Source organism: Phenylobacterium sp. GW823-FHT02A09, from assembly GCF_058797775.1.
Genome location: NZ_JBXAJZ010000001.1, coordinates 277,003 through 299,829, shown reverse-complemented (window position 1 = coordinate 299,829; position 22,827 = coordinate 277,003). Strand labels below are relative to the sequence as shown.

Below are 22,827 nucleotides of genomic sequence, written 5' to 3'. Positions count from 1 at the left end.
TTCCTTCCCGCCGCTTACGCTTGAACGAACGGGAACTGGAATTCCTTGAGAAGCGCGCGCGCTTCGTCGTCGGTCTTCGCAGTCGTGGCGACGATGATGTCCATGCCCCACATTTGATCGATCTGGTCGTAGTTGATCTCCGGGAACACGATGTGCTCCTTCAGACCCATGGCGTAGTTGCCACGACCGTCGAACGAGGTGGGCTTCAGGCCCCGGAAGTCCTTCACGCGCGGCAGCGCGATCGTGATCAGGCGGTCCAGAAACTCATACATGCGATCCGCGCGAAGGGTCACCTTCGCACCGACCACCATGCCCTCGCGCAGCTTGAAGCCGGCGATGGAATTGCGAGCCTTGGTCGGCATCGGCTTCTGACCGGCGATCTTCGCCAGGTCGGCGATCGCCGAGTTGACCTTCTTGGAGTCCGAGACGGCTTCACCAATGCCCATGTTCAGGACGATCTTGTCCAGCTTGGGGATCTGCATCTCGTTCGTGTAGCCGAACTGCTCCTTCATCGCCGCGCGGATGCGCGCACGATATTCGGACTTCAGCCGGGGTTCATAAGCTTGCTCAGCCATTGATCACCTCACCGGTCGTCTTGGCGACACGGACCTTCTTGTCGCCTTCGACCCGGAAGCCGACGCGGGTCGGCTTGCCCTTGGAGTCGACGATCGCCACGTTCGAGATGTGGAGCGCCGCTTCCTTGTTCTTGATGCCGCCTTGCGGATCGGACTGGGTCGGACGGGTGTGGCGCTGAACCATGTTCAGCCCCTCGACCACGACGCGGTCTTCCTTCGGCAGCACGCGCAGCACAGCGCCTTGACGGCCCTTGTCCTTGCCCGTGAGGACGACAACGCGGTCGCCCTTCTTGATCTTCGCGGCCATTACAGCACCTCGGGAGCGAGCGAGATGATCTTCATGTGGTTCTTGGCGCGCAGTTCGCGAGGAACCGGGCCAAAGATCCGCGTGCCGATCGGCTCGGATTGCTTGTTGACGATCACGGCGGCGTTCTTGTCGAAACGGATCACCGAACCGTCCTTGCGCTTGATCGCGGAGGACGTGCGCACGACGATCGCCTGCAGCACGTCACCCTTCTTCACACGACCGCGCGGGATCGCTTCCTTCACGGAGACGACAATCTTGTCGCCCACGCCGGCGTAGCGACGACCAGCGCCACCAAGCACTTTGATGCACATCACACGACGGGCGCCGGAATTGTCGGCGACCTCGAGGTTAGTCTGCATCTGAATCATGGGATGAGACTTTCTTTAGGAGGCTTGTTGGTCAGCGCCCTTCGGCAGCGCTTCCCAAGTCTTGGTTTTCGACTTCGGAGCGCATTCGATGATGCGCGCGATGTCGCCGGCCTTGTAGACGTTGGCCTCGTCATGGGCGTGGTACTTCTTCGACCGACGAACGGTCTTCTTCAGCACCGGATGCAGGAAGGTACGCTCGACCTTCACCACGATCGTCTTGTCGCCCTTGTCCGAGACGACGACGCCTTCGAGAATTCGCTTCGGCATGTTCGTTGTCTCCTTAGGCCGGGGTCTGCTTGGAGCGCAGGACGGTCTTGATCCGCGCGATGTCCTTACGGACTTCGTTCACGCGGTGGGTCTTCTCGACCTGGCCGGTCGCCGCCTGGAAGCGCAGGTTGAACTGCTCTTTCTTCAGGTTCAGCAGGGCCTCGCCGAGTTGGTCGGGCGTCATGCCCCGGATATCGTCGATCTTCATCACGCGTGCTCCACGGCGGCGTCGATGCGGGTGACGATGCGGGTCTTCACGGGAAGCTTGGCCGCGCCGAGGCGCAGAGCTTCACGAGCGACATCGTCCGGCACGCCGTCGATTTCAAACATGATGCGGCCAGGGTGAACGCGCGCGGCCCAGTACTCGACCGCGCCCTTGCCCTTACCCATCCGCACTTCGGCCGGCTTGTCGGTGACCGGAACGTCCGGGAAGATCCGGATCCACACGCGACCTTGGCGCTTCATCTGGCGAGTGATCGCCCGACGAGCCGCTTCGATCTGACGAGCGGTGATGCGTTCCGGTTCGACGGACTTCAGACCGTAGGAGCCGAAGTTCAGCGAAAAGCCGCCCTTCGCAACGCCGTGGATCTTGCCCTTGAACTGCTTGCGGTACTTGGTCTTCTTCGGAGACAGCATGGCTCTACCTTAGGCTCCAGCTTGCTCACGACGGTCGCGGCGCGGGCCGCGGTCACCGCGGTCGCCACGTTCACGTCCGCCGCCCTCGCCGGCCGGGCCGGATTCCGAGGCCAGGCGCTTGTCGAGAGCCATCGGGTCGTGGTCCAGGACCTCGCCCTTGAAGACCCACACCTTCACGCCGATGATGCCGTAGGTGGTCGAGGCCTCGGTCACGCCGTAGTCGATGTCGGCGCGGAGGGTGTGACGCGGAACGCGGCCCTCGTGGTACGACTCGGTACGGGCGATTTCGGCGCCGCCCAGACGGCCGGCCACTTCGATGCGCATGCCCTTGGCGCCCAGACGCATCGCGCTTTGCAGCGAACGCTTCATGGCGCGGCGGAACGCGACGCGGCGCTCGAGCTGCTGGGCGATGTTCTCGGCCACCAGCTGGGCGTCGGTTTCCGGCTTACGGATTTCGACGATGTTCAGGTGAACTTCGCCTTCCGTGATCGCCGCAACGTCCTTGCGCAGCTTGTCGATGTCCGCGCCCTTCTTGCCGATGATCACGCCGGGGCGCGCGGCATAGATGGTGATGCGGCACTTCTTGTGCGGACGCTCGATGATGATCCGCGAAACGCCAGCTTGATACAGGCGCTTCTTCAGCTGCTTGCGGATCTTGATGTCCTCATGCAGGAGCTTGCCGTAGTCCGCCTTCTTGGCGAACCAGCGCGAGTCCCACGTGCGGTTGATGCCGAGGCGAAGCCCGACCGGATTGACTTTCTGACCCATCAGGCGGCCTCACCCAATTCGCGGACCACGATGGTGATCTCGCTGAACGGCTTTTCGATGCGCGAAGCACGACCGCGAGCGCGGGCGGCGAAGCGCTTCATCACCAGGTTCTTGCCCACGAAGGCCTCGGCGACGACCAGATTGTCGATGTCGAGGTTGTGGTTGTTCTCGGCGTTCGAGATGGCCGAGTAGAGCGCCTTGCGCACATCGCGGGCGATGCGCTTGTGGCTGAACTCCAGCTCGTTGAGGGCGCGCTGCACCTTCAGGCCGCGGATCGACTGAGCCACGAGGTTCAGTTTACGCGGGCTGGTGCGCAGGGTCGTCACCTTGGCCATCGCCTCAACGCCGGTCAGCCGGCGCGCTTTAGCTTGCTTTGCCATGGTTACTTCCTCTTGGCCTTCTTGTCGGCCGCGTGACCAGGGAAGTACCGGGTCGGAGCGAACTCACCGAGCTTCATGCCGACCATGTCTTCGCTGATCAGCACGGGGACGTGCTTCTGACCGTTGTGCACGCCGAACGTCAGGCCGACGAATTGCGGCATGATGGTCGAACGGCGCGACCAGGTCTTGATGACGTCCTTCCGGCCGGACGACAGAGCGTTGTCGGCCTTCTTGAGGAGGTATCCGTCGACGAACGGACCTTTCCAAACAGAACGGGTCATGGGCTTAGCGAGCCTTCCGAGCGTGACGCGAACGGATGATGTACTTATCCGTCGCCTTGTTGGTGCGGGTCTTCGAGCCCTTGGTCGGCTTGCCCCACGGGGTGACCGGGTGGCGGCCGCCCGAGGTGCGGCCTTCACCGCCGCCGTGCGGGTGGTCGACCGGGTTCATGACGACGCCGCGGACGTGCGGGCGGAAGCCCATGTGGCGGGTGCGGCCGGCCTTGCCCAGAACCTGGTTCATGTGGTCCTGGTTGGACACCGCGCCGACCGTGGCCATGCAGGTGTCTTGAACCATCCGCAGTTCGCCCGAGCCCAGACGGATCTGGGCGTAGCCGGCGTCACGGCCGACCAGCTGAGCGTAGGCGCCAGCCGAGCGAGCGAGCTGGCCGCCCTTGAGGGGCTTCAGCTCGATGTTGTGGATGATCGTGCCGATCGGCATGCCACGGAGCGGCATGGCGTTGCCCGGCTTTACGTCGGCCTTTTCGGAGGCGACGACAACGTCGCCAGCCTTCAGGCGTTGCGGGGCCAGGATATAGGCCAGTTCTCCGTCCTCATACTTGATGAGGGCGATGAACGCGGTGCGGTTCGGGTCGTACTCGAGACGCTGAACCGTGGCCGGCACGTCGAACTTGCGACGCTTGAAGTCGACCTTGCGGTACAGGCGCTTGGCGCCGCCGCCGCGGAAGCGGACAGCGATACGGCCGTTGCCGCCACGACCGCCCGACTTGGTCAGGCCTTCGACGAGCGACTTTTCCGGACGGCCCTTGTGGAGCTCGGACCGGTCGATCAGCACAAGGCCGCGACGGCCCGGCGAGGTCGGATTAAAATGCTTCAGAGCCATCGAACTAGAGCCCCGTGGTGATGTCGATCGACTGGCCTTCGGCCAGGGTCACGACAGCTTTCTTGACGTCCGAGCGACGGCCCGGACGGCCGCGGAAACGCTTGGTCTTGCCCTTCACCACCAAGGTGTTGACCTTGGTGACGTTGACCTTGAACAGCGCTTCGACAGCGGCGGCGATTTCATCCTTCGTCGCGTCATTGGCGACGCGGAAAACGACCTTGTTCTGCTCCGAGAGCAGGGTGGCCTTTTCCGTGATCACCGGCGACAGGATGGCGTCGTAGTGGCGGGCGACGGGGTCGGCCATTACGCAGCTTCCTTCTCAGCAAAGCGCGCGTTGATCGCTTCGACCGCGTCCTTGGTCAGGACCAGGGTCTTGCGACGCAGCACGTCGTAGACGTTCAGGCCGGCGTTCGGCAGGACATCCACGTTCGGGATGTTGCGAGCGGCCATCGCGAAGTTCGCGTCGACCTCGGCGCCGGCGATGACCAGCGCGTTCTTCAGGCCGATCTTGTCGAAGTTGGCGCGCAGGGCCGAGGTCTTGACCTCGGTCAGGGCCACGCTGTCGACGACAACCAGAGCGCCCGACTTGACCTTCGAGGACAGCGCATGGCGCAGGGCCAGGGCGCGGAACTTCTTGGTCAGGTCGAAGGCGTGGCTGCGCACGACCGGCCCGTGGGCCTTGGCGCCGCCGACGAACTGGGCCGCACGGCGCGAACCGTGACGGGCGCCGCCGGTGCCCTTCTGCTTGTACATCTTCTTGCCCGTACGAGAGACCTCGTTGCGGACCTGGATCTTGTGGGTGCCGGCGCGGCGCTTGGCAAGTTGCCAGGTGACCATGCGCTGGAGGATGTCCCCGCGGATCTCTTCGATGCCGAAGACGGCGTCGGACAGTTCAACCGAACCGCCCTTCCCGCCGTCGAGTTTGATGACGTCGAGTTTCATTACTGTTCTTCGCCCCCAGCTTCGGCCGGAGCCTCTTCCACCGCAGGAGCCTCAGCAGCCGGAGCCGCAGCCGCTTGGCCAGCCTTACGGAAGCCGCCCGGGATCGGGGCTTCAGCCGGACGAGCCGACTTCACCGCGTCGCGGATCTTCACGAAGGTGCCCTCGGTGCCGGGCACGGAGCCCTTCACGAGGATCAGGCCACGCTCGGCGTCGACCTTCCAGACGGTGACGTTGAGGGTGGTGACGGTCTCTTGGCCGAGATGGCCGGCCATCTTCTTGTTCTTGAAGGTCTTGCCCGGATCCTGGCGGTTACCGGTCGAACCGTGGGCCCGGTGCGAGACCGAGACGCCGTGGGTCGCGCGCATGCCGCCGAAGTTCCAGCGCTTCATGGCGCCGGCGAAACCCTTACCGACCGTGAGGGCGGTGACGTCGACCTTTTGGCCGGCGACGAAGTGGTCGGCGGTGAACTCCGCGCCAACTTCGATCAGGTTCTCTTCGGTGACGCGGAATTCCGCGACTTCGCGCTTCGGCTCGACCTGAGCCTTGGCGAAGTGGCCGCGCATGGCCTTCGAAGTGTTCTTGGCTTTCTTGGCGCCAGCACCGAGCTGGAGAGCCACATAGCCGTCTTTGTCCTGGGTGCGCTGACCCGTGACCTGGCAGCCTTCGAGGCTGAGCACGGTCACAGGAACATGGACGCCGCCTTCATCGAAGAAGCGAGCCATACCCAGTTTCTTGGCGATCACGCCGGTACGCATCGACCGATCCCCTCTTAAAGCTTGATCTCGACGTCCACGCCGGCGGACAGGTCGAGCTTCATGAGCGCGTCCACGGTCTGCGGGGTGGGGTCGACGATATCGAGCACGCGCTTGTGCGTGCGGATTTCGAACTGCTCGCGCGACTTCTTGTCGACGTGCGGCGAGCGGTTGACGGTGAATTTTTCGATTTGCGTCGGCAGGGGGATGGGCCCCCGGACGGTCGCGCCGGTGCGCTTAGCCGTATTGACGATCTCGCGTGTGGAATGGTCCAGCACGCGGTGATCGAAGGCTTTGAGCCGGATGCGGATGTTCTGACGATCCATATCGCTCTTTAGTTTCCCCTACAGACGACGAACGTCCGCGTGACATTGACCATTTCAAAGACCAACCCGAACGCCTCATAGGAGACGCTCGTACGCGTAAGTCCGCAAAAACGACGTGAGCCCACGCGAACGCTTCGCGAGGCCCTGTCCCGAAACCTCGATTTTCATCGATTTCCAGGCCGTTCTGCGAACCGCGTCTGTGCTTCAAATCACTTCGAAGCACACAGCCGGTCCAACAGGAGGCGCGTCTATACGTGGGTGACTCGCCGGCGTCAAGACTTGCCGGTGGGCCGGCCGCCCTGCCCTAGCCGATCACTACGTCGCCCGAGCCCAGGACCGCCTTCGAGACGGCGCCCTTCACGGCCTTGACCTTGACGTCGCCCGAGCCGGCGATGCGGGCCTTCAGCGACTCCGCGGCGCCGTCGACGACCACGCCGCCGGATCCAGCCACCGAGACGGTCATCGCGCCGACCTGGCCGCCGGCCACCTTCACGTCTCCCGAGCCGGCGATCTTGACGTCCAGCGGGCCGTCGAGCGAGGCCGTCCAGACATCGCCTGAGCCGGCCAGGTTGACGTCCATCGGGCCTTTGACCGCCCGGGTTTTGATGTCGCCCGAGCCGGCGACGCGGAGGCTGGCGCGGCCGACGCTGCCGACATAGGTGTCGCCCGAGCCGGCCTGATTGAGCTTGAGCTGGCCGGTCACATTGGCCACTGTCCAGTCGCCGCAGCCGGCGTTGGAAAGCTCGAGACTGTCGGATTTGCCGATCGTGCCGAACACCGCCCCGCCGCTGTCGAGGTTCACGTCCCGCGGGGTCCGGATCACCACCTGCGGCATATTCGCATAGGCGATCGACCCGATGCCGGCGACGTTGACCGAGGCGCGGGCGCCGTCGCCTTCGCAGCTGCGGATCTTGCGGTTAAGCCCGCCGTCCACCACCACCTTGCCGCCGACCTGGCGGACCTGGACCGGCAGTTTGGGGTGCGTCGACAGGAACTCGACCTTGATGTCGCTGCGCGCCTCGGGGATGACCGTGACGCGGACGACAGCGTCCTTGATCTCGACCGACTGCGCGTGCGCCGCGCCCGCCGCCATTGCGGCCCCGAGCCCGATCATGATCACCGGAAGACGCATGTCTTTCTCCGCCTAGCTGAACAACCTGATGGGGACGGTAGGCCTGGGCGCCGCACCGGTCAGCTTAATTCCGGGTCATGACTTCGGCGTCATGGTGCAGTTGCTCCGGAAAACGAAAAGGCCGCCGAGGTTTCCCTCGGCGGCCTGATCATCAGTCTGTCGACTGTGGCTTAGATCGCTTACTCGACGATCTTGGCCACGACGCCGGCGCCGACGGTCCGGCCGCCTTCGCGAATGGCGAAGCGCAGGCCTTGGTCCATGGCGATCGGGGTGATCAGCTCGACGTCCAGCTCGGCGTTGTCGCCCGGCATGATCATCTCAACGCCTTCCTTCAGGCGGATGATGCCGGTCACGTCGGTCGTGCGGAAGTAGAACTGCGGGCGGTAGTTGGTGAAGAACGGAGTGTGACGGCCGCCTTCTTCCTTGGTCAGGATGTACGCCTCGGCCACGAACTTCGTGTGCGGCGTGATCGAACCCGGCTTGCAGAGAACCTGGCCGCGCTCGACGTCTTCACGCTTGGTGCCGCGCAGCAGCACGCCCACGTTGTCGCCGGCTTGACCTTGGTCCAGCAGCTTGCGGAACATTTCGACGCCCGTGCAGGTCGTCTTCTGAACCGGACGGATGCCGACGATCTCGACTTCCTCGCCGACCTTGACGATGCCCTTTTCGATCCGGCCGGTCACCACGGTGCCGCGGCCCGAGATCGAGAACACGTCTTCCACCGGCATCAGGAACGGCAGGTCCACCGGACGCTCCGGCTGCGGAATGTAGGCGTCAACCTGGGTCATCAGCTCGAGGATGCGGTCCGCGCCGATTTCCGGGTTGCGGTCTTCGACCGCCGCCAGGGCCGAACCCTTGACGATCGGAATGTCGTCGCCCGGGAACTGGTACGACGAAAGCAGCTCGCGCACTTCCATCTCGACCAGGTCCAGCAGCTCAGCGTCGTCGACCATGTCGACCTTGTTCATGAACACCACCAGCGCCGGCACGCCGACCTGACGGGCCAGCAGGATGTGCTCGCGGGTCTGCGGCATCGGGCCGTCAGCGGCCGACACCACCAGGATCGCGCCGTCCATCTGCGCCGCGCCCGTGATCATGTTCTTCACGTAGTCGGCGTGGCCGGGGCAGTCGACGTGCGCGTAGTGACGGTCAGCCGTCTCGTATTCCACGTGCGCCGTGTTGATCGTGATGCCGCGCGCCTTCTCTTCCGGCGCAGCGTCGATGTCGGCGTAGTTCATCGCCTTCGCGCCGCCGGTCTTCGCCAGCGTCAGGGTGATCGCAGCCGTCAGCGTCGTCTTGCCATGGTCAACGTGACCAATCGTGCCGATGTTGCAGTGCGGCTTATTGCGTTCGAACTTTTCTTTAGCCATTTCAAGCTCCAGCCCTGTTTGGGCTTGTCCTCTAAACTAGGGTTGGGGGCCCGGACGATCTCCGAGGAGATCGTCCAAACTCTACTCGAACGTTCTTCCGAGGAAGAACGTTACGCGTACTTCTTGATCACTTCGTCGGCGACGTGTTGCGGCACCGGGTCGTAGTGGTCGTACTGCATGGTGAACTGGGCGCGGCCCTGCGACATCCCACGAAGGGTGTTCACGTAGCCGAACATGTTCGCCAGCGGGACGAACGCGTTCACGACGATCGCGTTGCCGCGAGTGTCCTGGCCCTGGATCATGCCACGGCGGCCGTTCAGGTCGCCGATGACCGAACCGAGGTACTCTTCCGGGGTCACGACCTCGACGGCCATGATCGGTTCGAGCAGCTTCGGAGCGCCCTTCTCACGCAGTTCCTTGAACGCCGCGCGGGAGGCGATTTCGAAGGCCAGCACGCTGGAGTCGACGTCGTGGTACTTGCCGTCGGTCAGGGTCGCCTTGAAGTCGATCAGCGGGAAGCCGGCCAGCAGGCCGTTGTCCTTGACCGATTCCAGGCCCTTTTCGACGCCGGGGATGTATTCCTTCGGCACCGCGCCGCCGACAATCGCGCTCTCGAACACGAAGCCCGAACCCGGCTCGCCCGGCTCGAACGTGATCATGACGCGGGCGAACTGGCCCGTACCGCCGGTCTGCTTCTTGTGGGTGTAGTCGATGTCGACCTTACGCCCCAGGCTTTCACGATAGGCCACCTGCGGCGCGCCGATGTTGGCTTCGACCTTGTAGGTCCGCTTCAGGATGTCGATCTTGATGTCCAGGTGCAGCTCGCCCATGCCCTTCAGGATCGTCTGGCCCGACTCGTGGTCGGTCGAGACGGTGAAGGACGGATCTTCCGACGCCAGCTTGGCCAGGGCGACGCCCAGCTTTTCCTGGTCGGCCTTCGACTTGGGCTCGACGGCGATCTCGATAACCGGAGCCGGGAACTCCATGCGCTCCAGGATCACCGGCGACTTGGTCGGGTCGCACAGGGTGTCGCCGGTGCGGGTTTCCTTCAGGCCGGCCAGCGCGACGATGTCGCCGGCGTAGGCTTCCTTGATGTCCTCGCGATTGTTGGAGTGCATCAGCAGCATGCGGCCGACGCGTTCCTTCTTGTCGCGGGTCGAGTTCATCAGGCTCATGCCGGTCTCGAGCTTACCCGAGTAGATGCGGCAGAAGGTCAGCGAACCGACGAAGGGGTCGTCCATGATCTTGAACGCCAGAACCGACAGCGGCTCGTCGTCCGAGGCGCGGCGCACGACCGGCTCTTCGGTGCGGAAGTCGATGCCCGGGGTCGGCGGGATGTCGAGCGGCGACGGCAGGTAGTCGACGACCGCGTCGAGCAGCGGCTGGACGCCCTTGTTCTTGAACGCCGAGCCGCAGAGGATCGGGTAGAACGCGCCGGTCAGAACCGCCTTACGGATGCACTTCTTGATGGTCTCTTCCGAGGGCTCTTCGCCGCCCAGATAAGCTTCCATCGCATCGTCGTCGAGTTCGACGGCGTTCTCGATCAGGTACTGGCGAGCCTCTACGGCCTTGTCCAGCAGGTCAGCCGGGATCTCTTCGTCACGGAAGGACGCGCCCAGGCCGTCGTTGTCCCAGACAACCGCCTTCATGCGGACAAGGTCGACCAGGCCCTTCAGCGCCGATTCAGCGCCGATCGGGAATTGGATCGGAACAGCCTTCGCACCGAGGCGGTCACGGATCGACTCGACCGACTTGTCGAAGTCGGCGCCGAGCTTGTCCATCTTGTTGACGAACACGATCCGCGGAACGTTGTACTTGTCGGCCTGACGCCAGACGGTCTCGGTCTGCGGCTCAACGCCGGCGTTGCCGTCCAGCACCGTCACGGCGCCGTCGAGCACGCGCAGCGAGCGTTCGACTTCGATGGTGAAGTCCACGTGGCCGGGGGTGTCGATGATGTTCAGGCGCTTGTCGTTCCAGAACGCCGTGGTCGCAGCGGAGGTGATCGTGATGCCACGCTCCTGCTCCTGCTCCATCCAGTCCATGGTCGCGGCGCCGTCGTGGACTTCGCCGATCTTATGGGACTTGCCGGTGTAGTAGAGGATCCGCTCCGTCGTCGTCGTCTTACCGGCGTCGATGTGCGCCATGATGCCGAAGTTGCGGTAGTCTTCGATTTTGTGCGTGCGGGGCATAGCGGAAGCTCTGCTGAAGTGGGGCGTTCGGGAGTAGCTGAACGAACGGCGCGGGCGGTTTAACTCAAACCGCCCGCGCCGGAAAGCGATGGATGCCGGGTCTTACCAGCGGTAGTGCGAGAAGGCGCGGTTGGCTTCGGCCATCTTGTGCGTGTCTTCACGCTTCTTGACGGCGGTGCCGCGGTTCGAGGAGGCGTCCAGCAGTTCGCCGGCCAGCTTCTCGGTCATGGTGTTCTCGCCGCGCTTGCGGGCGGCGGTCACCAGCCAGCGGATGGCCAGCGCCTTACGACGGTCCGGACGGACTTCGACCGGCACCTGGTAGGTGGCGCCGCCGACCCGGCGGGAACGGACTTCGATGCCGGGGGCGACATTTTCCAGGGCCGCGTGGAACGTCTCCAGCGGGGTCTGGTCCTTGCGCTTGGCTTCCAGGATATCGAAAGCGCCGTAGAGGATGTTCTCAGCGACAGCTTTTTTGCCTTCGTACATCACGTAGTTCATGAACTTCGTGACGGTGAGGTCTCCGAACTTGGGATCCGGAAGGACTTCACGTTTATCGGCGCGACGACGACGGGACATTCTTCTTATTCCTTACTTCGGACGCTTGGCGCCGTAGAGCGAACGACGCTGCTTGCGGTCCTTGACCCCTTGGGTGTCGAGCACGCCGCGCAGGATGTGGTAGCGGACGCCCGGAAGGTCCTTCACCCGGCCGCCGCGGATGAGCACGACGGAGTGCTCCTGCAGGTTATGGCCTTCGCCGGGGATGTAGCACACCGCTTCAATGCCGGTGGTCAGACGCACCTTGGCGACCTTACGAAGCGCGGAGTTCGGCTTCTTCGGGGTCGTCGTATAGACGCGGGTGCAAACGCCGCGACGCTGGGGGCAGCCCTTCAGGGCCGGCACCTTGTTGCGCGACGGCTTGTCCTGCCGAGGCTTGCGGATGAGCTGGTTGACTGTAGGCATCTAATCTCTGCTCTGGAGGCGTGTGCCGTTTGGCCGTAGCGCCTCGATAGGGGTTGTAGTCGTTTCTGGTTTCGAAACCGCCCGGTGAACGCAAAAACTCGCCGGCGCGCGATCTCCTGCGTTCCGGCGGGCCTGGCCGACCGTTTCCGGCCAACCGTTCATCGGGGCTGAGGGAATCCCCGGCCTCGAAAGGAGCGCGGTTCATACTCGTGAAGCCCGCAGTCGTCAACGCTTGTGAACGAAAGGGCTTTTCGCGCTCTTCCACAGGCGATCCGTCACGAATTCGCCGCGGCGAACGCGGCGAATGGTGACGGTTGCAACCGAGGAGAGCCGATGGCCGCCGCGCGCCGATCGAGGCTGTACGCGTTGCTGGGCGCCTCGCTGCTGGCGCACGCCGCGGTCCTGGCCGTACTCGGTCTGCGCGAGCCGAAGCTAAGCCTCGCCCCTGCGCCGCCGGTCATGGAGGTGCAGGTCGTGCCCTACTATGTGCTCCCCGTCCCCCGTGCGCCGCAGGCCGATCGCCTGCCGCCGCTTGTCGAGCGACCGATCCGTCCGCGCCGGACGCTTCGACCAGGCGAGACATCTCCTGTCGCGCCCCTGGTGACGCCGCGCGCGCCGCCGGCGAGCGGGCCCTGGACGCTGGAGCCCGCCGAGCCGGGCGCCCCTGCCCCGCCCGCCGACCTGCGCCAGGCGCTTCGGCGCGGGGCGGCCGGCTGCGCCAACCCGTCCCTGCTGACCCGTGAGGAACGCGAGGCTTGTCAGGAGAAGCTGGGAGCGGGCGCGAAGGACGCGCCCTTCTTCCAGCCGCCGATGGACCCGCGCAAGCGCCAGGCCTTCGATGAGGCGGCGGCGAAGAAGGAGGCCTACCAGCGCTACAAGCGCGGCAACGTGCCGCCAGGGATCACCCACGATCCGCGGCCGTCGGAGGCGCCCAACCCCTTCCCTGAAGTCTGGACGCCCCGTCAGTAGCGATCGTCAGTCGAAGATGTCGAAGATGTCGAAGCCCTTCTTTTTCTTCTTGTGACGATAATAGTCGTCCTCGTCATAGCGATAGCGCTTGCGGTCGCTGTCGTAGGGATGGGCCCGCTTCCAGGCGTCCGGATCGCGGTGGAAGTTGTCGATTTCGCGGTCGAAGCGCTCGCGCGCCTGCACCTCGCCCTGCTGGGTCTCGCGACCGGCGCCAAGGATCTTTTCCAGTTCGCCCCGGTCGAGCCAGACGCCCCGACAGCTTGGGCACATGTCGAGTTCGACGCCCGAGCGGGCGACGTTCTGCATCGAGACATTGCAGTTGGGGCATAGCAGCAGCGGCATCGGTGTCCTCCTTGAGGATCACACTTAGGAAGCCGCCCCCCTCACCGCGACCTTGCGGCCACGAAAAACGGCCCGGGATCGCTCCCGGGCCGTTCTACGGCTCACAGACTGGAAGAGCCGCTTAGTTGTCGACCTTCTCGGCCTCCGCGTCGACCGCGATGACTTCCGGCAGCGGCTCCATCGCTTCTTCGCGGCTGGCCGCCAGGGCCTCGTCGCGCTTGGTGGCGATGCGCTGCAGGTTGCGCAGGTACGAACCGGTGCCGGCCGGGATCAGACGGCCCACGATCACGTTCTCTTTCAGGCCTTCCAGGGTGTCGCTCTTGCCCTGGACGGACGCCTCGGTGAGGACGCGGGTGGTTTCCTGGAACGACGCCGCCGAGATGAAGCTGCGGGTTTGCAGCGACGCCTTGGTGATGCCGAGCAGGACCGGCTGGGTGATCGCAAGGCGACCGCCGCGGGCTTCCGCCTTGGCGTTCTCCTCGTTGATCTCCGTCATATCCAGGTGGTCGCCCTTGAGCAGGCCGGTGTCGCCCGGCTCGAGGATCTCACCCTTCTGCAGCATCTGACGAACGATCGTCTCGATGTGCTTGTCGTTGATCGGCACGCCTTGCAGTCGATAGACGTCCTGGATCTCGTCCACGAGGAACTCGGCCAGGGCCTCGATGCCCAGGATACGCAGGATGTCGTGCGGATCCGGGTTGCCGTCGATCAGGTACTCGCCCTTGCGGATGACGTCGCCGTCGTGAACCGCAATGTGCTTGCCCTTCGGGATCAGGAACTCGACCGGTTCGCCACCATCCTCGGGGGTGATCTTGATCCGGCGCTTGTTCTTGTAGTCCCGACCGAATTCGACGCGGCCGTCCATCTCGGCGATGACCGCGCAGTCCTTCGGACGGCGAGCTTCGAAGAGTTCGGCGACGCGCGGCAGACCGCCGGTGATGTCGCGGGTCTTGGCGCTTTCCGTCGAGACGCGGGCCAGCACTTCGCCCGGCTTGATCTCGTCACCGTCGCCGACCGAGAGAATGGCGCCGACCGGCAGCAGGTACCGAGCTTCACCGCCGTTCGAGATCCGCCGATAGGCGCCCTCGGCGTCCAGCACCGCCATGGCCGGACGCAGATCGCCGCCCTTGGTCGAAGCGCGCCAGTCGATGACCACGCGGTTCGAGATGCCGGTGGCTTCGTCGGCTTCCTCACGGACCGAGACGTTCTCGACCAGGTCCTCGAAGCGGACGCGGCCGCCCACTTCCGAGATGATCGGGTTCGAGTAGGGGTCCCATTCGGCCAGGCGCTGGCCGCGCTTGACCTTGTCGCCGTCCTTGACCTTCAGGCGCGTGCCGTACGGCGGCTTGTAGGACTCGCGGTCCTTGCCATCGACCTGCACGATGATCTGCAGGTTGCGGCTCAGCACCACGAAGTCGCCGTCCGGAGCCTGGACGGTCATGCCGCCCACGATCCGCGCCACGCCTTCGTTGCCCGTCTCGAAGAACGACTGCTCGGCCACCTGGGCCGTACCGCCGATGTGGAAGGTCCGCATGGTCAGCTGGGTGCCCGGCTCGCCGATGGATTGGGCGGCGATGACGCCGACCGCTTCACCGATGTTGACCGGAGTCCCGCGTGCCAGGTCGCGGCCGTAGCAGGCGCCGCAGACGCCGACCTTGGCTTCGCAGGTCAGGACCGAACGCACCTTGATCGACTGGACGCCGGCGGCCTCGACGATGTCGCACATGTTCTCGTCGAGATAGCTGTCGGCGGGCACGATGACTTCGCCGGTGCCCGGGTCCTTGACGTCCTCGGCCGCGAAGCGGCCCAGCACGCGAGTGCCCAGCGAGACCAGGACGTCGCCGCCCTCGACCACGGCGCGCAGGGTGATGCCCCGGGTCGTGCCGCAGTCTTCCTCGTTGATGATGCAGTCCTGCGCCACGTCGACCAGACGACGCGTCAGATAGCCGGAGTTGGCGGTCTTCAGCGCGGTGTCGGCCAGGCCCTTACGAGCGCCGTGGGTGGAGTTGAAGTACTCCTGGACGGACAGGCCTTCCTTGAAGTTCGAGATGATCGGCGTCTCGATGATCTCGCCGGACGGCTTGGCCATCAGGCCGCGCATCCCGCCGAGTTGCTTCATCTGGGCCTGCGAACCGCGGGCGCCGGAGTTGGCCATCATGAAGATCGAGTTGATCTCCTTTTCACGGCCGGTCTCGTCCTTCTCCGAGGTCGAGATCTCCAACATCATCTCGTCCGCGACGCGGTCGGTGGCCTTGGCCCACGCGTCGACGACTTTGTTGTACTTCTCGCCCTTGGTGATCAGGCCGTCGGCGTACTGTTGCTCGTACTCCTCGACCAGCTTGCGGGTCTGTTCGACGATCGGCTTCTTCCGCTCGGGGATGATGATGTCATCCTTGCCGAAGGAGATGCCCGCCTTGGCCGCTTCCTTGAACCCCAGCGCCATGATCTGGTCGGCGAAGATGACCGTCGCCTTCTGACCGCAGTGGCGGTAGACGGCGTCGATCAGGTTGCCGATTTCCTTCTTGGTCAGGTTCTTTTCCAGCAGACGATGGCCGATGGCCGGGTTCTGCGGGAACAGCGCCGCGATCTTCATTCGGCCCGGCGTCGTATCGATCACCTTGCGGACCAGCTCGCCTTCCGCGTTCATCTCGGTGTGGCGGGCTTTGACCTTGCTGTGCAGGGTCACGACCCGGGCGTCGAGCGCGGCGTCGATTTCGCCCAGGTCAGCAAACAGCTTGCCCTCGCCCGGCTCCTTGTCCTTGGCCAGCGACAGGTAGTAGAGGCCAAGCACGATGTCCTGCGACGGCACGATGATCGGGCGGCCGTTGGCGGGCGACAGGATGTTGTTGGTCGACATCATCAGGACGCGCGCTTCCAGCTGAGCCTCGAGGCTCAGCGGGACGTGCACGGCCATCTGGTCGCCGTCGAAGTCGGCGTTGAACGCGGCGCAGACCAGCGGGTGCAGCTGGATGGCCTTGCCCTCGATCAGCTTCGGCTCGAACGCCTGGATGCCCAGACGGTGAAGCGTCGGCGCGCGGTTCAGCAGAACCGGGTGCTCGCGGATCACCTCGTCCAGGATGTCCCAGACCGCCGGCTGCTCACGCTCGACCATGCGCTTGGATTGCTTGACGGTGCCCGACAGGCCCTTGGCGTCCAGGCGCGCATAGATGAACGGCTTGAACAGCTCGAGCGCCATCTTCTTCGGCAGGCCGCACTCGTGCAGCTTCAGCTCCGGACCGACGACGATGACCGAACGGCCCGAATAGTCGACGCGCTTGCCGAGCAGGTTCTGACGGAAGCGGCCTTGCTTGCCCTTCAGCATGTCGGCGAGCGACTTCAGCGGGCGCTTGTTGGCGCCGGTGATGACGCGGCCGCGACGGCCGTTGTCGAACAGGGCGTCCACGGCTTCCTGCAGCATCCGCTTTTCGTTGCGGATGATGATGTCCGGGGCGCGCAGCTCGATAAGGCGCTTGAGGCGGTTGTTCCGGTTGATGACCCGGCGATACAGGTCGTTCAGGTCGGACGTCGCGAAGCGGCCGCCGTCCAGCGGCACCAGCGGGCGCAGTTCCGGCGGGATCACCGGCACGACCGACAGGATCATCCACTCGGCCTTGTTGCCGCTCTCGATGAAGCTCTCGATGAGCTTCAGACGCTTGGACGTCTTCTTGAGCTTCATTTCCGAGGTGATGGTGAGGAGTTCCTCACGCAGACGGTCGGCTTCCTTCGGAAGGTCGATCGCCTTGAGCAGGCCCTGGACCGCTTCGGCGCCGATCTCGGCGGTGAAGCTGTCGTCGCCGTACTCTTCCTGGGCGCGCATGTAGTCGTCTTCCGACAGCAGCTGGTGCTGCTTCAGAGGCGTCAGGCCCGGCTCGGTGACGATGTAGTACTCGAAGTACAGGACGCGCTCGATGTCCTTCAGCGCCATGTCGAGCATCATCGAGATGCGGCTCGGCAGCGACTTCAGGAACCAGATGTGGGCGACCGGCGAGGCCAGTTCGATATGGCCCATCCGCTCGCGGCGGACGCGCGCGAGGGTGACCTCGACGCCGCACTTTTCACAGATGATGCCCTTGTACTTCATGCGCTTGTACTTGCCGCACAGGCATTCGTAGTCCTTGGTCGGGCCAAAGATACGGGCGCAGAACAGGCCATCGCGTTCCGGCTTGAAGGTCCGGTAGTTGATGGTCTCGGGCTTCTTGATCTCGCCAAACGACCACGAGCGGATCTTTTCCGGCGAGGCCAGGGCGATACGGATGCGGTCGAAGGTCGGAGCGGCCTGGACCGGATTGAAGATATTCAGGACTTCCTGGTTCATCGATTTTCCAGTTCGTCAGTATTTCCAGAGGCGATGGGGAGAAGCTGACGGCCCCTCCCCTCGCACAAGCGGCGAAGTCGAAGCCCGGCGTTAGCCGTTCTCCAGCTCCACATTCAGACCCAGCGAGCGCATTTCCTTGACGAGCACGTTGAAGCTCTCGGGGATGCCGGCTTCGAAGGTATCGTCGCCGCGGACGATGGACTCGTAGACCTTGGTCCGGCCGGCCACGTCGTCGGACTTCACCGTCAGCATTTCCTGCAGGGTGTAGGCCGCGCCGTAGGCTTCCAGAGCCCACACTTCCATTTCCCCGAAGCGCTGACCGCCGAACTGCGCCTTACCGCCCAGCGGCTGCTGGGTAACGAGCGAGTACGGGCCGATCGAACGGGCGTGGATCTTGTCGTCGACCAGGTGGTGCAGCTTCAGCATGTAGATGTAGCCGACCGTGACCGGACGCTTGAACTGCTCGCCGGTCTGGCCGTCGTACAGGATCGATTGGCCCGAACGCGCCAGGCCCGCCGACTCGAGCAGGTTCTCGATGTCGTCGATGTGCGCGCCGTCGAAGACCGGGGTCGCATAGGGCACGCCCTTGCTGAGGTTCTTCGCCAGTTCGATCAGCTCTTCCGTCGACTCGGGAAGCTCCTGGTCCGGACCGTAGATCTGACGCAGGTGATCGATCAGGGCCTGCTTCTGGCCGCCGTTCTGCCAGGCTTCCAACAGGTCGGCGATCTGCTTGCCGAGGCCCGCAGCCGCCCAGCCCAGGTGGGTTTCGAAGATCTGACCGACGTTCATCCGCGACGGCACGCCCAGCGGGTTCAGCACGATGTCCACGTGCTGGCCGCTTTCCAGGTAGGGCATGTCCTCGATCGGCAGGATCTTGGAGATGACCCCCTTGTTGCCGTGACGGCCGGCCATCTTGTCGCCCGGCTGAAGCTTGCGCTTCACGGCCACGAAGACCTTGACCATCTTCATCACGCCCGGGGGCAGTTCGTCGCCGCGCTGCAGCTTGTCGACCTTGTCCTCGAAGCGACGGTCGAGGCGCTTGCGGGCCTCGTCGAACTGACGGCGCATGGCCTCCAGCTCGCCCATCGCCTTCTCGTCGTCCATGGCGATCTGCCACCACAGACCCGGCGCGATTTCTTCCAGCTTCTCGGCGGTGACCTCGCCGCGGCCCAGGCCCTTCGGGCCCGAGACGGCGGTCTTGCCGATCAGCAGCTCGCGCAGACGAACGGTCATGTTGCGGTTCAGGATCGCGAACTCGTCGTCGCGGTCCTTGCCCAGACGGTCGATCTCGGCGCGCTCGATGGCCATCGCGCGCTCGTCCTTGTCCACACCGTGACGGTTGAAGACGCGGACTTCCACGATCGTGCCGGCCACGCCCGGCGGCAGGCGCAGCGACGTGTCGCGCACGTCCGAGGCCTTTTCACCGAAGATGGCGCGCAGCAGCTTTTCTTCCGGCGTCATCGGGCTTTCGCCCTTCGGCGTGACCTTGCCGACCAGGATGTCGCCCGGCTGGACTTCGGCGCCGATCGCCACGATGCCCGCTTCGTCGAGGTTGCGCAGGGCTTCCTCGCCGACGTTCGGGATGTCGCGGGTGATTTCTTCCGGACCCAGCTTGGTGTCGCGGGCCATCACCTCGAACTCCTCGAGGTGGATCGAGGTGAAGATATCGTCGCGCACGATGCGCTCGGAGATCAGGATCGAGTCCTCGAAGTTGTAGCCGTTCCACGGCATGAACGCGACGAGGGTGTTGCGGCCCAGCGCCAGTTCGCCCAGCTCGGTCGACGGACCGTCGGCGATGACGTCGCCGCTGGCCACCTTGTCGCCCACGCGCACCAGCGGACGCTGGTTGATGCAGGTCGAGGTGTTCGAGCGCTGGAACTTCTGCAGGCGGTAGATATCGACGCCGGCCTTGGTCGGGTCGGTCTCTTCCGTGGCGCGGATGACGATCCGGGTGCCGTCGATCTGCTCGACCACGCCGGTGCGGCGGGCGACCACGACAGCGCCGGAGTCGACGGCCACGACCGCTTCCATGCCGGTGCCGACCAGCGGCGCATCCGATTGGATGAGCGGCACGGCCTGCTTCTGCATGTTCGAGCCCATGAGGGCGCGGTTGGCGTCGTCGTTTTCAAGGAACGGGATCAGCGAGGCGGCGACCGAAACGACCTGCTTGGGCGACACGTCCATCAGGTCGACGGTGTCCTTCGGCAGCAGCGAAGGTTCGCCATTGATCCGGCCGGGGACCAGGTCCTCGGCGATCTCGCCGCCGTTCAGCTTGATGTTGGCCTGGGCGATGACGTGCTTGGCCTCTTCCATCGCCGACATGTAGACGACCTCGTCGGTCGTCTTGCCGTCCTTCACCCGGCGGTACGGGCTTTCGATGAAGCCGTACTTGTTGACCACCGCGTGGGTGGCCAGCGAGTTGATCAGGCCGATGTTCGGACCTTCCGGCGTCTCGATCGGGCAGATCCGGCCGTAGTGGGTCGGGTGCACGTCGCGGACTTCGAAGCCGGCGCGCTCGCGGGTCAGACCGCCCGGGCCAAGCGCCGAGAGGCGGCGCTTGTGGGTGATTTCCGACAGCGGGTTGGTCTGGTCCATGAACTGCGAGAGCTGCGAGGATCCGAAGAACTCGCGGACGGCCGCGGCTGCCGGCTTCGCATTGATCAGGTCGTGCGGCATGACGGTGTCGATATCGACGCTCGACATGCGCTCCTTGATCGCCCGCTCCATGCGCAGCAGACCGACGCGGTACTGGTTTTCCAGCAGTTCGCCGACCGAACGCACCCGGCGGTTGCCCAGGTTGTCGATGTCGTCGATTTCGCCCTTGCCGTCGCGCAGGCCGACCAGGGTCTGCAGCACCGCCAGGACGTCTTCCTTGCGCAGGATGCGGACGTCGTCGGGGCAGTCGAGCTCCAGGCGCATGTTCATCTTCACGCGGCCGACCGACGAGAGGTCGTAGCGCTCGCTGTCGAAGAACAGCGACTTGAACATGGCTTCGGCCGCTTCGACCGTCGGCGGCTCGCCCGGACGCATGACGCGGTAGATGTCGAACAGCGCGTCTTCACGGCTGTTGTTCTTGTCCACGCGCAGGGTGTTGCGGATGTAGGCGCCGACCGTGGCTTCGTCGACATCCAGGATGTCGAGCTTGTCGAAGCCTTGCTCTTCCAGCGCCGCGAGCAGCGCCGCATCCAGCTCGTCGCCGGCTTCGGCATAGATTTCGCCGGTCTCGAAGTTCACCAGGTCGCCGGCCAGGTAGCGGCCGAAGAGCGCCTCGGGGGCGAGCAGCAGGGTCTTCAGGCCGCCGTCGGCGAACTTCTTGGCGTTACGCGCCGAGATCTTCTGGCCGGCCGGGGCCACTTCTTCGCCGGTGTCGGCGTCGATCAGGGCGTAGTCCGGCTTGGCGCCGCGCCAACGTTCGGCCTTGTACGGGGCGGCCCAACCAGCGCCGCGCTTCTCGTAGGTGACGGTGTCGTAGAACGTCGACAGGATTTCCTCGCCGTCCATGCCCAGACCCATGAGGAAGGTCGTGGCCGGCAGCTTACGGCGACGGTCGATACGAACGTAGACGATGTCCTTGGCGTCGAACTCGAAGTCGAGCCACGAGCCGCGGTACGGGATCACGCGGGCGGCGAACAGCAGCTTGCCCGACGCGTGGGTCTTGCCCTTGTCGTGGTCGAAGAACACGCCCGGCGAACGGTGCATCTGCGAGACGATGACCCGCTGCGTGCCGTTGACGATGAAGGTGCCCTTCTCGGTCATGAGCGGGATGTCGCCCATGTAGACATCCTGCTCCTTGATGTCCTTCACGGAGCGAGCGCCGGTCTCTTCGTCGGTCTCGAACACGATCAGACGCAGCTTGACCTTCAGCGGCGCGGCGAAGGTCATGTCGCGCTGGACGCATTCCTCGACGTCGTACTTCGGCTCTTCGAACTCATAGGACACGTACTCGAGCACCGCGCGCTCGTTGAAGTCCTTGATCGGGAACACCGACTTGAACACCGCCTCGACGCCCTCGTCGCGGCGGTCGGCCGGGCGCACTTCGCGCTGCAGGAACTGTTCGTAGGAGGAGCGCTGAACCTCGATCAGGTTCGGCATTTGCACGGCTTCGGGGATGCGGCCGAAAGACTTACGGATCCGCTTCTTTCCAGTGAAGGATTGCGCCATTTTGTTCCCTTGAGCGACGCCCGGAACGGTTTCCGTGCGCCAGGTCGTGTTGTCCTGCGTCCACCCTCGAACGCCCTTGCGGGCGCCGGACGCTGGAAGCCCCTGTTTCGCCAGGGGCGCTCCCTCGCATGGCCGGAGGGCGGCGGGCCATGCCTCGGAGCGTGCGCGCGTGAAAAGTCGCCTAAGCGGCGAATCCTAAATTTCGCGAAGAGAGCCAGATAGGCGTTTTATGCGGCGAAGGGAACCCCCTTTCCACATGAAAATGGAACGGCGTGGGCAATCGACTCCACGCCGCTCCATCTTGGTCGGACCCGGGCGTCTCCCGGGGACATCCTTGGATCTCTCGTTAGCTGCGCGACGTCAACCAGCGAGCCGACCGGCAGGTTCCCGATCCACAGAAAACGTCGCCCGCCGGGCGCCTTGCGCCGGCCGCCGCCTCACAAACTGGCAGCAGCAGCCCCGGTCGAGCGACAACATATTGATTTTCTTGTCTATTGGCCGAATCCGCCGGAAGCTTGACGGCAGCTTTGCGCAACATGGCGCGTTTAAAGGTGTAAGGAGGGCGACAGATGGCCGTCAGCGCCGACTTTGAACGCCAACTCGCCGGATACGGCCTCACCACGGCCGAGATCCTCTACCGGATGCCTGACCACCCCGCCCTGCTCCAGACCTATCTCTGGCAGGAGTATGATCTCTACCCGCAGTTCCCAAACCTGCACCGGTTCCTGGACTTCTGGAGCCACCAGCTGGACGGCGTGCTGCACACCATCACCGTCGCCCACCGCGAGTTGATTCGCCCGGCCCAGTTCCGCATCGCCCAAGACGCCTGCAAGCTGCACTGAGGGCCGCAACGAAAACGACCCCGGAGATCGCTCTCCGGGGCCGTTCGAAAGACGCAGAAACTGCGCGCCGCCCTTCTCGAGAGAAGAGCGCCAGGAAGACGCTA

General features: G+C 64.5%; 24 protein-coding genes. 2 read left to right on the top strand and 22 right to left on the bottom strand.

Annotated elements, in window-relative coordinates; genetic code table 11:
* Nucleotides 1–14: 14 nt before the first annotated feature.
* The 19 genes from rplE to rpsL all read right to left on the bottom strand — a co-directional run bounded on the left by rplE (nucleotide 15) and on the right by rpsL (nucleotide 12,094).
* The gene (gene rplE / locus AC1Q87_RS01565) at nucleotides 15–575 is read right to left on the bottom strand and encodes a 50S ribosomal protein L5 (RefSeq protein WP_492607264.1); all 561 of its coding nucleotides are present in this window, start codon (nucleotides 573–575) and stop codon (nucleotides 15–17) included.
* A complete protein-coding gene (gene rplX, locus AC1Q87_RS01560; protein ID WP_183777099.1) occupies nucleotides 568–882 on the bottom strand; it encodes a 50S ribosomal protein L24 in 315 nt (104 codons plus the stop codon). The genes rplE and rplX overlap by 8 nt, the downstream gene beginning before the upstream one ends.
* Nucleotides 882–1,250 carry a 50S ribosomal protein L14 gene (gene rplN, locus AC1Q87_RS01555; RefSeq protein ID WP_056018090.1) on the bottom strand — a complete coding sequence of 123 codons (369 nt, stop codon included), beginning with the start codon at nucleotides 1,248–1,250 and terminating at the stop codon, nucleotides 882–884. The genes rplX and rplN overlap by 1 nt, the downstream gene beginning before the upstream one ends.
* Before the next feature lie 15 nt (nucleotides 1,251–1,265).
* Nucleotides 1,266–1,517: a 30S ribosomal protein S17 gene (gene rpsQ, locus AC1Q87_RS01550; protein ID WP_056018088.1), complete on the bottom strand. Its 252-nt coding sequence runs from the start codon at nucleotides 1,515–1,517 to the stop codon at nucleotides 1,266–1,268.
* A gap of 13 nt (nucleotides 1,518–1,530) precedes the next feature.
* Nucleotides 1,531–1,725, bottom strand: a complete 195-nt coding sequence (gene rpmC / locus AC1Q87_RS01545) for a 50S ribosomal protein L29 (protein ID WP_492607263.1) — start codon at nucleotides 1,723–1,725, stop codon at nucleotides 1,531–1,533.
* Nucleotides 1,725–2,153 carry a 50S ribosomal protein L16 gene (gene rplP / locus AC1Q87_RS01540; RefSeq protein ID WP_183777101.1) on the bottom strand — a complete coding sequence of 143 codons (429 nt, stop codon included), beginning with the start codon at nucleotides 2,151–2,153 and terminating at the stop codon, nucleotides 1,725–1,727. The genes rpmC and rplP overlap by 1 nt, the downstream gene beginning before the upstream one ends.
* 9 nt (nucleotides 2,154–2,162) lie before the next feature.
* Nucleotides 2,163–2,921, bottom strand: a complete 759-nt coding sequence (gene rpsC / locus AC1Q87_RS01535; protein ID WP_267231791.1) for a 30S ribosomal protein S3 — start codon at nucleotides 2,919–2,921, stop codon at nucleotides 2,163–2,165.
* Complete coding sequence (gene rplV, locus AC1Q87_RS01530; protein ID WP_056018081.1) at nucleotides 2,921–3,301, bottom strand: 50S ribosomal protein L22; 381 nt, start codon at nucleotides 3,299–3,301, stop codon at nucleotides 2,921–2,923. The genes rpsC and rplV overlap by 1 nt, the downstream gene beginning before the upstream one ends.
* Nucleotides 3,302–3,303: 2 nt before the next feature.
* A complete protein-coding gene (gene rpsS, locus AC1Q87_RS01525; RefSeq protein ID WP_183777103.1) occupies nucleotides 3,304–3,582 on the bottom strand; it encodes a 30S ribosomal protein S19 in 279 nt (92 codons plus the stop codon).
* A gap of 4 nt (nucleotides 3,583–3,586) precedes the next feature.
* Nucleotides 3,587–4,423 (bottom strand): 50S ribosomal protein L2, encoded by an 837-nt coding sequence (rplB, locus tag AC1Q87_RS01520; protein WP_492607262.1) that lies wholly within the window; start codon nucleotides 4,421–4,423, stop codon nucleotides 3,587–3,589.
* A gap of 4 nt (nucleotides 4,424–4,427) precedes the next feature.
* Nucleotides 4,428–4,727 carry a 50S ribosomal protein L23 gene (locus AC1Q87_RS01515; RefSeq protein WP_056018075.1) on the bottom strand — a complete coding sequence of 100 codons (300 nt, stop codon included), beginning with the start codon at nucleotides 4,725–4,727 and terminating at the stop codon, nucleotides 4,428–4,430.
* Nucleotides 4,727–5,365 (bottom strand): 50S ribosomal protein L4, encoded by a 639-nt coding sequence (gene rplD, locus AC1Q87_RS01510; protein ID WP_183777105.1) that lies wholly within the window; start codon nucleotides 5,363–5,365, stop codon nucleotides 4,727–4,729. The genes AC1Q87_RS01515 and rplD overlap by 1 nt, the downstream gene beginning before the upstream one ends.
* Entirely contained in the window at nucleotides 5,365–6,120 is a 756-nt protein-coding gene (gene rplC, locus AC1Q87_RS01505) for a 50S ribosomal protein L3 (protein WP_492607261.1), read from the bottom strand. Before rplC ends, rplD begins: the two co-directional genes overlap by 1 nt.
* Before the next feature lie 14 nt (nucleotides 6,121–6,134).
* A complete protein-coding gene (rpsJ, locus tag AC1Q87_RS01500; RefSeq protein WP_056018070.1) occupies nucleotides 6,135–6,443 on the bottom strand; it encodes a 30S ribosomal protein S10 in 309 nt (102 codons plus the stop codon).
* 304 nt (nucleotides 6,444–6,747) lie between these two features.
* Entirely contained in the window at nucleotides 6,748–7,575 is an 828-nt protein-coding gene (locus tag AC1Q87_RS01495; RefSeq protein ID WP_492607260.1) for a GIN domain-containing protein, read from the bottom strand.
* Between the two features lie 179 nt (nucleotides 7,576–7,754).
* Nucleotides 7,755–8,945: an elongation factor Tu gene (gene tuf / locus AC1Q87_RS01490; protein WP_492607243.1), complete on the bottom strand. Its 1,191-nt coding sequence runs from the start codon at nucleotides 8,943–8,945 to the stop codon at nucleotides 7,755–7,757.
* 110 nt (nucleotides 8,946–9,055) lie between these two features.
* A complete protein-coding gene (fusA, locus tag AC1Q87_RS01485; RefSeq protein WP_492607259.1) occupies nucleotides 9,056–11,134 on the bottom strand; it encodes an elongation factor G in 2,079 nt (692 codons plus the stop codon).
* Nucleotides 11,135–11,236: 102 nt separating this feature from the next.
* A complete protein-coding gene (gene rpsG / locus AC1Q87_RS01480; RefSeq protein ID WP_056018024.1) occupies nucleotides 11,237–11,710 on the bottom strand; it encodes a 30S ribosomal protein S7 in 474 nt (157 codons plus the stop codon).
* A gap of 12 nt (nucleotides 11,711–11,722) precedes the next feature.
* On the bottom strand, nucleotides 11,723–12,094 hold the full coding sequence (gene rpsL / locus AC1Q87_RS01475; protein ID WP_056018026.1) for a 30S ribosomal protein S12: 372 nt from the start codon (nucleotides 12,092–12,094) through the stop codon (nucleotides 11,723–11,725).
* Between the two features lie 333 nt (nucleotides 12,095–12,427).
* Between rpsL and AC1Q87_RS01470 the strand changes: the two genes are divergently transcribed.
* On the top strand, nucleotides 12,428–13,063 hold the full coding sequence (locus AC1Q87_RS01470) for a hypothetical protein (protein ID WP_492607258.1): 636 nt from the start codon (nucleotides 12,428–12,430) through the stop codon (nucleotides 13,061–13,063).
* A gap of 6 nt (nucleotides 13,064–13,069) precedes the next feature.
* On the opposite strand, the gene AC1Q87_RS01465 is transcribed toward AC1Q87_RS01470, so the two are convergent.
* The 3 genes from AC1Q87_RS01465 to rpoB form a co-directional block, all read right to left on the bottom strand.
* Nucleotides 13,070–13,405 (bottom strand): TFIIB-type zinc ribbon-containing protein, encoded by a 336-nt coding sequence (locus AC1Q87_RS01465; RefSeq protein WP_492607257.1) that lies wholly within the window; start codon nucleotides 13,403–13,405, stop codon nucleotides 13,070–13,072.
* A 121-nt stretch (nucleotides 13,406–13,526) separates the two neighbouring features.
* Nucleotides 13,527–17,720 (bottom strand): DNA-directed RNA polymerase subunit beta', encoded by a 4,194-nt coding sequence (rpoC, locus tag AC1Q87_RS01460; RefSeq protein WP_492607256.1) that lies wholly within the window; start codon nucleotides 17,718–17,720, stop codon nucleotides 13,527–13,529.
* Nucleotides 17,721–17,810: 90 nt separating this feature from the next.
* Nucleotides 17,811–21,881 carry a DNA-directed RNA polymerase subunit beta gene (rpoB, locus tag AC1Q87_RS01455; protein ID WP_492607255.1) on the bottom strand — a complete coding sequence of 1,357 codons (4,071 nt, stop codon included), beginning with the start codon at nucleotides 21,879–21,881 and terminating at the stop codon, nucleotides 17,811–17,813.
* A gap of 569 nt (nucleotides 21,882–22,450) precedes the next feature.
* Between rpoB and AC1Q87_RS01450 the strand changes: the two genes are divergently transcribed.
* The gene (locus AC1Q87_RS01450; RefSeq protein ID WP_436060998.1) at nucleotides 22,451–22,723 is read left to right on the top strand and encodes an usg protein; all 273 of its coding nucleotides are present in this window, start codon (nucleotides 22,451–22,453) and stop codon (nucleotides 22,721–22,723) included.
* The last annotated feature ends 104 nt before the right edge of the window (nucleotides 22,724–22,827 follow it).